This is a genomic window from Limnohabitans sp. (assembly GCF_046052825.1).
In the GTDB taxonomy this organism is placed as follows: Bacteria; Pseudomonadota; Gammaproteobacteria; order Burkholderiales; family Burkholderiaceae_C; genus Limnohabitans.
Map to the genome: position 1 here is coordinate 7,146 of NZ_JAVLFP010000085.1, position 15,598 is coordinate 22,743.

Consider the following 15,598-nt stretch of genomic DNA (forward strand, 5'->3'; position numbering starts at 1 on the left):
TCATGCCTCGTAATCGAAGGTCAGCACGGGCGTCGATTTGACGCCGGCACTGGTGGTTTGAACGCCAGGACTGCCCAGCACATACGCGCCTGAGGTGTTGGCAGACAAGCCATAAGAAAGGTCAGACAACAAGTCTGTGGGGCTGACCGAAGAAGTGCCGCCCGGCATCACGGACACCGACGCTGCCGTGCTCATCGCGCCACCCAGGGTGGTAGACGCCTGCATGGCACCCGCCAAGTAAGAGCGCACACCCGCCAGCGTGGACACCGGCAAGGCGGTGGTGCGCATGGTCAATTGACCGTAAGACACGCCTTGGCTGGCATAGGCCATCGACATCACGGCCGCTTGGCTCACATTGGGCAAAGCGGCTTGCGGGTTGCCTGCCACTTGCGACTTGGCCACCACCACGTTGGTCGGCGCCGTGCCCACCACGGTGGCTTCGCGGTAGTAGGTGCTGCGCTTGATCAAGGTGTAGTAGGTCTGGCCGTTGGCGCCCGAATCAAGCACCACCTGACCGCTTGGGGCAGACACTTGCAGTTGTTGCGCTTGCACCTGCACCGCCGTTTGCGATGCCAGGTCGCTCACCTTGGGACCGTAACCGTACAAGGACACGGTCTGCGCGCTCACCAAGCCACTGGTGGCCGATGCGGCGCGAATCACGCCATGGGTGCTGTCCAGTGCCACGCCACCGACTTGGGCCGCATGGGTGCTGCTGGCATTGATTTCACCCACCACCACATCGCCACCGGCTTGCACCGTCAACGAACCACCGACCGTGCGCAGCTTGGCAGCAGCGGTCATGCTCACGTTGCCAGAGCTGGCGCTCAAGCTGACATCGGTGGCTTGGGTGCTGATCAGCTGCACATTCACCGTCAGGTCGCCGGTGCCCGCTTGCACCGTCAGTGCACCGGTGTTCAAGGCCCAAGTGGCGGTGCCACCCGTGCTGTCGGACAAGCTCACTTGCGTGCCCAGCAAGCTCACGCGGTCGGCCTGCTCGGCCAACAAACCGCCCTGGCCCAAGTTCAAGGCCGTGCTGCTGTCGCCCAAGCTCAGGGAGGCAAAGCTGTTGTCCACCATGGCCGAGGCCAAAGCGGCCAGCTCGGCTTCTTTGCCGCTGCCCAACACGCCGCCTTGCAAGACCAAGCTGCCCACTTGACCGCCGTCCACGCTGACGTCCACCATCAAGTCGTTGGCGGTGATTTTCAAAGTGGCCATGTCGGTGCTGCTGCTGGTGTCGTCCAGCAGCACCACGCCACCGCGGGTCACGCCGTTGAACACACCCGAGCTCAGGGTCACATGGTTGGCCACCAAGGTCAGGGTGACGCCCGCTTTGACGGTGATCTTGCCGTGGATGATGATGTCTGCATTCAGCGCTGTCAGGGTGGTGTCTTGGTTGACCACCACCGAGTCATAGAGGTTGATGTCGCCGGTCTCGGTCAGGTTGGTGCCTTCGAAGGTGATGGTCGAACCCGAGCCATACACCGTCAGGCCCTTGCCCTCGATGTCACCGGTGATCTTGACCGAGCTGCCCGTGGTCACGCCGCCTTGTTCCAACAAGCCCGAGGCGATCAGCACCAAGGGCGCGTTGAAGGTCAGGCTGCCACTGCGCTGGCTGTCCGACTGCAGCAAGATCTGTTGACCCGGCGTCTGGCTGCCCACGATGATGGACTTGAGCTGTTGTGTTGGGTCGGTGCTGCCAATGAAGCCCACCTCGGTGCGGTCCACCGACACACCCGAGGTGGTGGCGCCCATCAGGTCACCCAACACAAAAGGAATCGTGGTAGGCAAGGCCTGACCCACAGGGATCGACGTCACGGTCACCGAGTTGCTGCTGTTGAGGCTGCCGAGGTTGACGCTTTGGCCCGGCAAGGTCAGCTCGAAGCTGCTGCCCGCGCTGACCACTGGCGCGTTGATTTGCACATCGATACTCTGGATGCGCACCGGCTTGCCACCGTAGTCGACCACCTCGCCCGGGGCGACCGCAGGAATCTCAAACGCGCCTTGGGTCGACGACACACCCACGTCACCGCTGACGGTGCTGACGTTGGTCATTTGCGCTTTGTCTTTGGCATTGACTTGCACCGCGCCTGCATCGCTGCTGACCACGCTGCCTTTTTCTTGCACCACCGAGCCGTCGCTGGACGCGAGGTTGATGGTGCCCGTGCCGGTGGTCTGCACCTGAGAGCCGGCCTTGAACAACAAGTTGCCCGCGCTCACATTGACCGACAAGGCGCCGCCGCCTGTGGCCACCAATTGGCCCAAGGTGTTGCCGACCACCGCTTGCGCTTGGGCTTCGCCGCTGGTGCTGACCCGGTTGATCTGCACCGACACGCCGTCGACCAGCAAGCCCGAGGTCTCGACCACGTACACACCACCACTGCCTGCCGAGACCGACACGGTGTTGACCGAGGTTTCCAACGCATCGCTGCTGCTGCCCACACCGCCACTGCTGCCGGTGCGCACATACAAACCTTGGGCGGTCACGTCCACGGTGGCATCGCCGTCGAGCACCGAGCCCCCAGCCAGAATGGCCACGTTGCCCTCACTGGTGATCTGACTCAGCGTGACGCTGCCGGTGGTGGCGCTCAGGCTCACGTTGCCCACGGTGTTGACCGCATTGGCCATCACCAAGGTTTGGGCCGCTTGCACATCCAAGGTGCCACTGCCGCTGAGCGTCACGTCGCCTGATGCGCCGAAGTTCACGTTGCCGGTGGTCGAGAGCACGCTCACCGAACCTGCGCTGGTGATGCCCGCTTGGACGCCCACCGCACCGGCAGCGCTGAGCAACAGGTTGCCGCTGGTGTTGATGCCCACCGCCGTGCTGCCGCTGTTGACCGTCAAGTCGCCCGAAGCCACTTGCACCACCACCGCGCCCGTGCTTTGCACGCCCGCACCGGGGGTGGCCACGGCGGTTTGCGCTTGCGCCACGCCGCTGCTGTTGATGCGATTCACCACCACCGACACGTTGCCAGTGCTCAAGCCTGCGCTCTCGCTCACGAACGCGCCGCCTGTGCCCACCGACAACGACAAGGTGGCCACCGTGGTGTCGAGTGCATCGCTGCCACTGGCCACGCCACCTGTGCTGCCCGTAATGATGTACAGGCCCTGGGCCGTCACGTCCACCGCGCTGTCGCCGTCGACCACCGAGCCGCCCGCTTGCACCGCCACGTTGCCTGCGCTGGTGACTTGACCCAAGGTCACGTCACCCGCCGTGGCTTTCAAGCTCACGTTGCCGGTGGTGGTGATCACCGATTCGTTGGTGTTGCCTGCCACACCTGCGTTGGTCATGGTCAAGGCCTGCGCCGCTTGCACGTCCAGCGTGCCGCTGCCGCTCACCGTGACGTCGCCCGCAGCGCCAAAGCTCACATTGCCGGTGGTGGCGATCACGCTCACCGAACCTGCGCTGCTGATGCCCGAACCCAAGGTCACCGAGGCGCCTTGCAGCAGCAAGTTGCCCGATTGGGCGATGCCCGACTGCACGCTCAGGTCGCCAGCAGCGCTGAGCAACACGTTGCCGCTGGCGCTGATGCCCACCGCCGTGCTGCCGCTGTTGACCGTCAAGTCGCCCGAGGCCACTTGCACCACCACCGCGCCCGTGCTTTGCACGCCCGCACCGTGGGTGGCCACGGCGGTTTGCGCTTGCGCCACGCCGCTGCTGTTGATGCGATTCACCACCACCGACACGTTGCCAGTACTCAAACCTGCGCTCTCGCTCACGAACGCGCCCCCTGTGCCCACCGACAAGGACAAGGTGGCCACTGTGGTGTCGAGTGCATCGCTGCCGCTGGCCACGCCACCTGTGCTGCCCGTAATGATGTACAGGCCCTGGGCCGTCACATCGCTGGCGCTGTCGCCGTCGACCACCGAGCCGCCCGCTTGCACCGCCACGTTGCCTGCGCTGGTGACTTGACCCAAGGTCACATCCCCGCTGGTGGCCTTCAAGCTCACGTTGCCTGTGGTGGTGATCACCGATTCGTTGGTGTTGCCTGCCACACCTGCGTTGGTCATGGTCAAGGCCTGCGCCGCTTGCACGTCCAGCGTGCCGCTGCCGCTCAACGTGACGTCGCCCGCAGCGCCGAAGCTCACATTGCCGCTGGTGGCGATCACACTCACCGACCCTGAGCTGTTGATGCCCGAACCCAAGGTCACCGAGGCCGCTTGCAGCAGCAAGTTGCCCGATTGGGCGATGCCCGACTGCACGCTCAGGTCACCGGCAGCGCTGAGCAACAGGTTGCCGCTGGCGCTGATGCCCACCGCCGTGCTGCCGCTGTTGACCGTCAAGTCGCCCGAGGCCACTTGCACCACCACCGCGCCCGTGCTTTGCACGCCCGCACCGGAGGTGGCCACTGCGGTTTGCGCTTGCGCCACGCCGCCTGCGCTCACCCGGTTGACCACCACCGACACGTTGCCAGTGCTCAAGCCTGCGCTCTCGTTGACAAACGCGCCGCCTGTGCCCACCGACAAGGACAAGGTGGCCACCGTGGTGTCGAGCGCATCGCTGCCGCTGGCCACGCCACCTGTGCTGCCCGAGCTGAGGTACAAGCCCTGGGCCGTCACATCGGACGCGCTGTCGCCGTCGACCACCGAGCCGCCCGCTTGCACCGCCACGTTGCCTGCGCTGGTGACTTGACCCAAGGTCACGTCCCCGCTGGTGGCCTTGAGGCTCACGTTGCCGGTGGTGGTGATCACCGATTCGTTGGCGTTGCCTGCCACGCCCGCCGTGGTCATGGTCAAGGCCTGCGCCGCTTGCACATCCAAGGTGCCGCTGCCGCTCAACGTGACGTCGCCTGCTGCGCCGAAGCTCACATTGCCGGTGGTGGCGATCACGCTCACCGAACCGCCTGCGGTGGTCAAGCCGGAGCCCACAGTCACCGTGGTGCCTTGCAGCAACAAGCTGCCCACCGAGGTGGTGCCTGTCAGGGCCACCGCTTGGCTCACGCTCAAAGCACCCGCCGACGTGACCACCACCGAGCCGTTGGCGGCCATCACACCCAGTTGGGCGGCGCTGGTTTGCAAAGCACCCAAGCTGCCATCGGCTTGCACCCGACTCACACCCACCTCTGCCGTGCTGCCCACATCCAGCGCCGTGGCGTCCGTCACGCCCACACCGCCGTCAGAAGCCGACGCGCTCAAGGTTTGGACCTCGACCTCGATGGCATTGGGCGTGGCGCCCAGCACACCCACACCTGCGCCGGCTTGCAAACGCAAGCCCGAGGCAAACACGTCGGTGGCGGCGTTGCTGTCGGCGTCGAGCACCGAGGCACCGGCCACCACGCTCACCCAACCCCAAGCCGATTGGTTGTTCAGAGTTGAGGTGCCACGGTCGGCCGCACTGCGTGCATCGACCAGACCCAAGGTCACATTCTTGTTGGCTGCCGTGGCGATCAAGCGCACATTGCCGGCGTTGGTTTGAATCACCGCTTCGTCGGTGGCGTTGCCCGTGCCGGTGAGCTGCATCACCACCGAACCCGCCGTGGCTTCGATGTCGACCGTTTTGGACGCGGTGCTCAAGGTGATGTCACCCGCTGCGCCCAAGGTCACGTCGCCTGCCGTGACCACCACACTCACCGCGCCTGCGCTGGTGATGGCCGATTGAACCGTCACCGCACCGGCAGCGCTGAGCAGCAGGTTGCCGCTGGCGTTGATGCCGACCGCCGTGCTGCCGCTGTTGACCGTCAAGTCACCCGAAGCCACTTGCACCACCAAGGCATCTGTACTTTGCAAGCCTGCGCCGCTGGTGGCCACAGCGGTTTGCGCTTGCGCCACGCCGCCTGCGCTCACCCGGTTGACCACCACCGACACATTGCCACTGCTCAGGCCTGCGCTCTCGCTGATGAATGCGCCGCCGCTGCCGGCCGACAAGGACAAGGTGTCCACCGCCGTGTCCAGCGCGTCGCTGCTGCTGCCCACGGCACCGGCAGCGCCCGTGCTCACGTACAAGGCCTGGGCGGTCACGTCCACCGCGCTGTCGCCGTCGACCACCGAGCCGCCCGCTTGCAGGGCCACTTTCCCTGCGCTGCTGCTGATCTGACCCAGCGTGATATCACCGGCGGTGGCTTTGAGGCTCACGTTGCCGGCGGCTGTGATCACCGATTCGTTGGTGGTGCCGGCCACGCCAGCGCTGGTCATGGTCACGGCCAGAGCCGCTTGCACATCCACCGTGCCACTGCCGCCCACCGTGATGTCGCCGGCAGAACCCAGGGTCACATTGCCCGTGGTCGCCACCAAGCTGACCGAGCCAGCGGCAGAAGTCAAACCGCGCGTGACGCTCAGGTTGGCGCCTTGCAACAGCAGGCTGCCCACGCTGGTGGTGCCTGTGAGCGCCACAGATTGGCTCACACCCAAGTCGCCCACCGCCGTGACCACCACCGAGCCGTTGGCGGCCGTGACACCCGATTGGGCCGCGTCGGTCAGGTTCGGGCCCAGGCTGCCATCGGCTTGCACGCGGTTGATTCGCACGGCGGCGGTGGTGCCCACCGTCACGCCGCTGGCATCGGCCAAGTTGACGCCGCCGTTGCGGGCTGAGGCACTCAGGGTTTGAACTTCCAACTCCAGCGCGTTACCGGAAGCACCCAAGGTGCCCAAGCCGCCATCGGCACTCAGGCGCAAGCCCGAGGCAAACACGTCGGTGGCGGCGTTGCTGTCGGCGTCGAGCACCGAGGCACCGGCCACCACGCTCACCAAGCCCCAGGTGGCTTGATTGGTCAGCGCGGCTGTGGGGGTGCGGTCTGCATCTGCGCGCGCATCGACCAGACCCAAGGTCACATTCTTGTTGGCTGCCGTGGCGATCAAGCGCACATTGCCGGCGTTGGTTTGAATCACCGCTTCGTTGGTGGCGTTGCCCGTGCCGCTGATCTGCATCACCACCGAACCCGCCGTGGCTTCGATGTCGACTGTTTTTAGCGCGGTGCTCAGGGTGATGTCACCCGCAGCGCCCAAGGTCACGTCGCCTGCCGTGGCCACCACACTCACCGCGCCTGCGCTGGTGATGGCCGATTGAACTGTCACCGCACCGGCAGCGCCCAAGCGAAGGTTGCCGCTGGCGTTGATGCCGACCGCCGTGCTGCCGCTGTTGACCGTCAAGTCACCCGAAGCCACTTGCACCACCAAGGCATCTGCACTTTGCAAGCCTGCGCCGCTGGTGGCCACTGCGGTTTGCGCTTGCGCCACGCCGCCCGCGCTCACCCGGTTGACCACCACCGACACGTTGCCAGTGCTCAGGCCAGCGCTCTCGCTGATGAACGCCCCGCCTGTGCCGGCCGACAAGGACAAGGTGTCCACCGCAGTCTCCAGCGCGTCGCCGCTGCTGCCCACGGCACCGGCAGCGCCCGAGCTCACGTACAAGGCCTGGGCGGTCACGTCCACCGCGCTGTCGCCGTCGACCACCGAGCCGCCGGCTTGCAGAGCCACTTTACCGGCGCTGCTCGTGATCTGACCCAGCGTGAGGTCACCCGCAGTGGCTTTGAGGCTCACGTTGCCGGCGGTGGTGATGAGGTTGCCTTGCACCAAGGCCTGCGCCGCTTGCACGTCGACCGTGCCGCTGCCGCCCACCGTGATGTTGGCCGAGGCACCCAAGGTCACATCGCCCGTGTTAGCCAACACGCTGACCGAGCCACCGGCGGTGGTGAGTGCAGGCGTGACCGTCACGGCGGTGCCTTGCAACAACAGGTTGCCCACGCTGGTGGTGCCTGTCAAGGCCACGGCTTGGCTGATGGTCAAGGCGCCTGCGGCGGTGATCGCCACCGAGCCATTGGCGGCCGTTACCCCCGAGATGGCGGTATCGGTGATGAGGGTGCTGTCCATGGTGCCATCGGCTTTGACCCGGCTCATGGTGAAGTTGCCCACGGTGCCGACGTCCAGCGCACTGGCATCGGACACCGCCACACCAGCTGACGTGGCCAACACGGCCAAGGTTTGAACTTCAATTTCCAGCGCATTGGCCGTGGCGCCCAAGACCCCCACGCCGGCGCCTGCCAAGCGCAAGCTCTTGGCATATACATCCACCGCCGGGGTGTTGCTGGCGTCGAGCACCGAGCCCCCGGCCAGCACGCTCACCGCGCCCCAATTGTTTTGGTCGGTGACACCGCCGCCTGTGCGCCCAGCGGCACTGCGGGTGTCCACCAAACCCACCGAGACGTTCTTACCCGCCGTGGCCGCGCTCAAGCGCACATTGCCCGCGTTGGTTTGGAGCGTGGCTTCGTCGCCGGCACTGGCCAGCAGGGTGATCGCACCCAAGGTGGCTTGCACGTCGATGGTTTTGCCGAGGGCCGTGGTGGTGATGTCGCCCGCCACACCCAACTTGACGTCACCTGCGGTGGCCACCAAGCTGATGTTGCCCGCTGTGCTGGTCAACGCGGCTTTGAGGTCCATGCCGCCGCTGGCGGTCACCAACACGTTGCCGGACACGCTGACGGCTTGGGTGCTGGACAACACTTCGCTGTTCTTGGTCCCCGCACGCAAGTTCATGCTGCCTTGTTGCACCGTGATGCCGGTGACGGCCGTGGCTGTGCTGGCCACGGTGGTGCCATTGGTTTGCACCATCTGGACCGAAGCCGGTGTGGCCACGCCGATGTTCAAGGCATTGCTTTCCAGCAACTGCACGCTGCCTTGGCTGGTGAACAAGGCCAAGTTGTCGGCGCTGATTTCGAGTTGTGCCAGGGTCGTGCCGATGTTGCCCACCGCGCGCATGCTCAAGTCACCGGTGGTGATGTTGACTTCGCGGCGCGTGAGCCCATCGTCGTTTTGCGCATCGACCACCGCACCCACGGTGGCGATCAAGGACACCGAACCCGACCCCCCGGTGGTCAAGATGCCCACCACCAAGTCGCCCGTGCTGGCCGTCAAGGAAATTTCGCCCTCTTTGGCCGAGATTTGCGCATCGGTTTGCATGTTGATGACCGTGGCGCTCAAGGCAATGGAGCGGCCCGAGGTTTCGGTCTTGAGGGTCGGCGCGTAGTTGTCGTACAGGCTGTCGGCGATGGTGATCGAGCCCGCCGACGCCAGCTTGAGGTTGCCCGAGGTGGACGTGATGTCCGACTTGATGTCGACCGTCCCCGTGACGGTTTGCAGCAAGACATTGCCCGAGGCCTTGATGGGGCCGCTGACCGTCAGGTTGCCGGTGAGCAAGCGCAACACAAACGCACCTTCGGCAGAGGCTTCGTTGGTCAAGGCCGTGGCGCTCACGTCCACCGCATTGCTGCCGGTGCCGTGGCTGCCAGTGATCTCCAACGCGTCGGCTTCTTGGATGAACACGCCGCCCGTGCCCGTGTTGCTGAGCGCCAGTTTGGCGATCTGTGTGGTCACCGCTTGCGTGCCCGAGCCAATGCCTGCGCCTGCGCGCAGCACTGCCGTGGACGCCGTGCCCAGCAAGTTGGGCGTGGCGCTGCTGCTCAGGCCGTTGGTGAGGGTGCCCGCAGTGGCTTCCACCTCAAAGCTGCCATCCGCTTCCAACACGCTCAGGCTGACGTTGCGTGCAGCGATCAAGCTGATCGAGCCGGTGTCGCTGGCGTTGACCGACACCAAACGCGTGCCATCGAGCATCACGATGTCACGCTTGGCATCGACCGAAATCAAGCCCTGGGTCTCTAACTTGTTTTGCAGCAACACGTCTTGGCCGCTGGAGCTCAGGTGGATCAAGCCCGTGCTGTTGGTCAACATCGCGGTGTTGACCACATTGCCCGTGGCTTGGCCGGTGATGCTGCCGCCGTTGGCCACCACGGCCGCGTCGATGCTCAGCTGGCTGCCCGTGCCGGCGGCAGACAACAAGACCGTGCCCAAGGCCGAGGTGCTGACACCTGTGCCACTGGACATCACCACCAAGTCACCCGCCTCGGTGGACACCGTCAAGACGCCCGAGCCGAGTTGCTGCACCGAGGCCACATTCAGGCTGCCGCCAGCGGCCAATTCGTTGAGCAAGATGTCGCCGGTGCTGGCATTGACGGCCGTGACTTGGGTGGTCATCAAGAACGGCAGGTCGATGCCGGCATCGGCACGGATGGTCAGCTGCGCCGCCTTGAGGGGCTCAGACAACACGCGGTCACTCAAGGCCGACACCGAGTCGTTTTGCAACACAGCGCCACGGGCGGAGTAAATCGACATGTTTTGCAAGCTGGTGCTGGTGGCACCGGCTTGAATTTGGTTTTGGATGGTGATGTTGTTCACCGCATCCAGCGTGATCGTGCCCGCCACCGTCAGCGTGTAGTTGCTGCTGGCCGGCATGTCCATGACTTCGATGCTGCCCGCGTAGACCTCGAGGTTGTCCCACACCAAAGGTTGGTCGGCTTGGTAACGCGCGCCGATGCGGATGTCACCCGAGCCCACGGCAGCGTGTCCGGCCGAGTCACGGCCAATCACGACCTTGCCAAAGCCATCGGCCAGCGCCATCAGGTCGCGGTTGGAGATTTCCAAACGTGCGGGGTCGGCGTAGGGTGGATCGCCCACTTCGTAGCTCAGGGTCTGGTCGGCCGAGCGCAAGGTCAGTGTGCCGCCGGTCGACTGCACCGAGCCCGTGCCACCCAAGAAGTCGATCTCGTTGGCTTCGATCAGCAGGTTGCCTTTGCCTGTGACGCTGTTGGCTTGCACCGACACCGACTGGTCAAAGATGACCTGCGAGGCACCCAAGATGGTCAGGTTGCCGCCGGTGATGTGGATGCTGCCCTCAAACAGCACCCGACCCGAGGCCTTGACCACCAAGTCGCCGTTCAAGGCGATGTCGCCCTTGAAGGTCACATCGTTGGGCAAGTTGATGATGCCGGCACTGACCTGCACGCCGTCCACCGTGAAGCTCGACAACGGATCATCGGCTTTGCCCACTTCGGACGAGTAACCGATGCGGCCCGTGATGGTGATGTTGCCCGGCGCCTTGACCGTCATGCTGTCGGCCGTGCCCGTGGCGTCGCCATTGATGAAGTGGGCCGAGCTGCCGCCCAAGACCATGTCGCCCGTGCCATCCGAACCGGCAATCGCCACCACATCGCCGGTGGCAATGACCGAGTCGTCCAAGAACAAGGTGTCGGTCACCGTGACAGGCGCGGAACCATTCCAGTAAGTGGTGAAGCCCGAGCCTTGCATGCGCAGGTTGCCGCTCACGGTGACCGGTGCGTTCAGGTTGATCTCGCCGCCCAACACCGGGTTTTGCAAGAACACATCGTCGTTGAACGCAATGGTTTGGTGCGCGCCATTGGGGTCGCCCATCACCACTTGGTTGCCGCTCAAGGCGCTGCCAATCACGATCTCCGAGAAGCCGGCCTTGAGCAAGCCCAACTCGGTGTTGTCCACTTTGTAAGCACCGGCGCTCAGCCCAGCGTTGGCATCGCCAAACAACACCGTGCCGGTGGTGTTGAGCGAGACCAAGTCCAGGCCACCGTCGGCGCTGGAGATGCTGGCGCAAATGTCCACGTCAAAACCGCGCAAACCAATTTTTTGGCCGGTCGCGTCGATCGGGCCGCAGAACGACTGGGTACCACTCAAGCTGCTGATGGCCGTCAAACCGGCTTTGCTGCCCGAGGCGGTGTTGTCACCGCCCACAGGTTCGATTTCGATCGAGCCGGTGGAGATGACTTGCAGCCCATCGCGGGTGCTGCTGGAAGCGGCCAACATCTCGGCGTCCAAGAAGGCACTGTTGGGCGACACATCAAAGCCCGTCACGCCCTGACCGATGGTGCCAAACACGGAGATGTCGATGCGGCCACCGTCGTAGCTCACGGGCGTGACACCTGGGACAGGCCTTGGCGTTCCCAGGGTTTGCAAGAACGCGCCACCGGCGGTGCGCAACACCGTGCCATTGGCCAGGTGTGAGGGCACCAACTCGGCAGGCAATCTGGCCACGGTGACTTCGCCACTGACCTCGTCAACGTGGTAAAAACCGCGCGACATGATCCACTGAATCTGTGGGTCGTAGGCCGCGACCACTGGCGCATTCGGGTCGGTGTCGATGGCCAGCCAGCCGTCCAAGCGCAGCGTGGCACCTGCCCCCGTGACCAAGCCAGCATTCAACAAGCTGCCGCGGGTGACCTTGATGGCAATGTCACCGGTGGTGGCGCCTGTGTTGCCCACGTGCACACCCGCAGCCAGCAGCAAGTCGCCGCCCTCCACCGTCAACGACACATCGCCACCGGTGGTCTGGATGTCCGAATCCAATCGCAAGGTGCCGTGGGTGCCACCGGCATACAAAGTCACCGCACCGGTGGTGGCGGTCACGCCTGTGCCCGTGACCAACAGGCTGCCGTCCACGGTCGAGATGGACACGCCACCCGAGGCCGACTGCTCGACTTTCTCGATCACCAAGCCATCCACTTCTTGCAAGCCAATCTCTCCGCTGCCGCTGTTGCTGATCGACAAGCGAGCGACTTGAATTTCAATCGGGTTGAGCAAGGTGCCAATGCCGCCCACGGCATCGATCACCAAGCGGGCGTTGACGGCAATGATGTCGGTGCTGCCTTCGGCCGCGTCGATCAATGCGCCCGACGCAATGGTGAGGTCCCCGATGTTGGTGGTGCGCAGTTTGCCCAAGGTGATGTTGCCCTGCGCGGTCAAACTCACCAGGCCGGAGCCGGCATTGATCTCGGTCTCGCCACTCATCTCCAAGATGCCGTTGCCCGCCACCAAGCTGACGTTGCCGCTGGTGCTGGTCAAGTCGGCGTCGCCGGTCATCTTGATGCCCAGCGTGGCTTGGATGTCGATGTCACCCGTCACCGTGGTGATGGGTGCGGTGAGGATCAGCAGGCCGTGGGTGGTTTGCAACCACACCGCCTTGTTGGTGCTGGCCGACACCGCTGCATTGACGGTGAGGTCGCCACCGGCCACCACCGTGACCTCTTGGTGGTCGCTGCTGCTCAGGCTGCTGATGGTCAGGGCGTCGGCCTCGTAAACCGCGATCGCGCCCTTGGCGGTGACCGACAGGTTGTCGGTTTCGATGGTGTGCAGCACAGAGCCCAAGGTGACGGTGCCGTTGACCGCCGACATCACCATGTTGGTCGAATGGACCAAGTGTCCGATGGTGATGCTGCCCGACTTAGATGTGATGCTGACGTTGCCGGCCGTGCCCAAGATGTCGGTGATGACGATGTCGCCATCGGCCACGATGGAGATATTGCCGCCATCCACCATGGTGATGGACGAGACATTCAGGGCGCCGGTCTGCGACACCGTGAGGTCGCCCTTGGCGGTCATGGTGACGTTGAGGTTGTTCACGCTCGAGGTCAGGCTCAGGTCGCCGCCCACCGTGACGGTCAAGTTGTTGGCGGTGACGATGCCACCCAAGGTGATGCCGCCGGTGGCCGCCAATTGCACCGAGCCGCCACCGGTGGCGCGGCCCACATTGATGTCAGACACCACCACCAAGTCGCCGGTGTGGCTGACGTCGCCGGCGCCCAAGTTGATGAGTTCGCTCACACCCGCATGGGTGGGCAAGTTCACCACCGTCAGGCTGCCGGTGGTCTTGAGACCAAAGCTGCCCGATGAACGGTCTGGAATGACCAACACATAGTCGCCGGCCACCGCCACCGGGTTGGACGGGCTGCCCACCGAACCATCGGTCACGCTGGCCGTGGCGGTGAACGCCGTGTTGGCCAGCTTAGCGGTCAGGGTCAAGGCATGGTTGGCCACGTCGAGCACCACATTGACCGGTGAAGCCGCTCCGGCTGCGTCGATGGCTGCCTTGATGCCCGTGAGGATGGTGGTCCATTTGGCGGCATCGTTGGCACCCACCAAGGGGCTTGGGGAGGTGAAGCTGTAAGCCGCGCCATTGAGGCTGACCCCATAAATGGTTTCTGCCAAGGGCGTGCCCGGTATGACCAAGCTCGACACCTGGGTGGCATTGGTGCCGGCGGCCGTGGCCACGGCGGTGGTGCTGGGCGTGGCCACCACTTGGCTCACCACCGTGTCGATCGACACCGCGCTCAAGGTGAAGGCCAAGTTGTTGACGCGCGCTTGCAGGTGCAAGACCGGTGCCGTCGCGAACGTGATGGGCGTGATGTTCTGGAAGGTCGGCGCGGTGAAGGTCGCATCGACCACACGGCTGGTGTCGGCGTTGATGCTGGCGCTCAAGCGGGTGAGCACGCTGTTCCAGAAGGCCTGGCGGTCGGCCACGGTGGCGCCCGTCAGGTCAGACGCCAAGAAGGTGGCGGTGTAGGTCTTGGTGACCGCACCCACTTGCGCCACGGTGAGCGTGATGCGCTGGCCTGCCACTGGCACAAAGTTGTCGAACACGATGTCCGAGATTTGCGCCGCCACATCGGGTTGGGTGGTGGGCGTGGCCCCGTTGTCGGTGACCGACGCGGTGTTGGACTTGACCAAGCCCGAGACCATGAACGGCGTGTTGTTGGCATTGGCCGTGAGCGTCAAGGACTTGGCCGAGCTGTTGGCCGATGCGGTGACGTGGGTGGTGGCCGTGTCGGCGTTGACCAAGGTCGCCAAGTCGGTCAAGACCTCGGCTTGGGTTTTGACGCTCAACAAGATGACCGACACGCTGGAGACCGAAGCTGCGGTGAACGTGGAGCGCACTTGCAAGGTGCGGCTGCCCGCCACCACGGTGCTGCTGAAACCTGCTTCTGTGGCCACAGCGGTTTGCAACGCGGTCAAGATGCTGGACCAGTCGGTGCTGGTGGCGGTGGCACTGAAGCTTTTGGATTTGGCGCTGCCGTCGGCGGCGGTCCAGGCCAGGCCCAGGTTGAATTTCTGGCCCACCACCGGGGTGAAGTTGCTGAACACCACGTCGGCGCCATTGCTGGTCACCGAGGCCAAGGCCATTGGCATGACATAGGCGCTGGCATAGAAGTCTTTGCCGGCCAGGCCGGTGAACACCAAGGTGGTGGCCGTGGCCGTGACGCTGAAAGCACCAGAAGCGCTGGCGTTGAGGCTGCTGGCCAGCGAGGACAACACGGCACTCAAACTGGCGCCCGAGGCATTGGCCGAGACCTGCTTGTCAAAGTTGGCAAACGAGGCGCTGTACGTCATGCCCGTGGCAAACGTGCCACTGAAATCGACGGTGGTGACCTGTGCCACGGTGGCCGTGCCCACGGTGGTGTTCACGCTGGTGGGCATGGTGGCCGGGACTATGGTTTTGTAGTCGGCGGCCACGGTGTAGGTCTTGGTGTGACCCGTGGTGTCTTGCAGCACCAAGCTGTAGCTGTCGCCGGTGGCCACCGCGTTGGCGGCCGACATCTTGACCACCGCTTGCTGCGCCAAGGTGGCCGTGGCCAATTGGCTGGCCGACGAGCCGCTGCGCGAGACCATGCCCAAGCTGTCGGCGCCCACGGCGTCGATGGTGAACAGGTCGGCCATGCTGGTCGAGGTCAGGGTCAACTTGGCGTTGGCGTCGTCAACCACCACCGTGACAAGTTCGCCGCGCTCAATTTGGGTTTCCAAGTCGCCCAGCACCGAGGCCCAGGTTTGCGCCACGGTGGAAGTTTGAACCACCGCAGTGGCCACAGCGCCCGCATTGACTTGTGTCTTGAGGGCATCCACGATGGTGGTCATGGTGTTGCCTGCCAAGGCGGTGTAGCTGTACACGGTGGTGCCCAAGGTCAGCTTGTAGACCGCGCCGGTTTGGGCGGTGACGGTGGACAGGTCCACCACCACCGGGCCTTGCGAACCCTTG

The 15,598-nt window shown here is 64.5% G+C and carries 1 protein-coding gene (running past one end of the window); it reads right to left on the reverse strand.

The genetic code is table 11. The annotated features are described in order from the left end of the window. Positions 1-15,598 carry the end of a beta strand repeat-containing protein gene (locus ACKWJN_RS13975; RefSeq protein WP_408597869.1) on the reverse strand. 22,640 nt of this gene lie beyond the right edge of the window, so 15,598 of the gene's 38,238 nt are visible here — the last part of the coding sequence; its start codon lies beyond the right edge, outside the window — the gene reads right to left on this strand; the stop codon is at positions 1-3.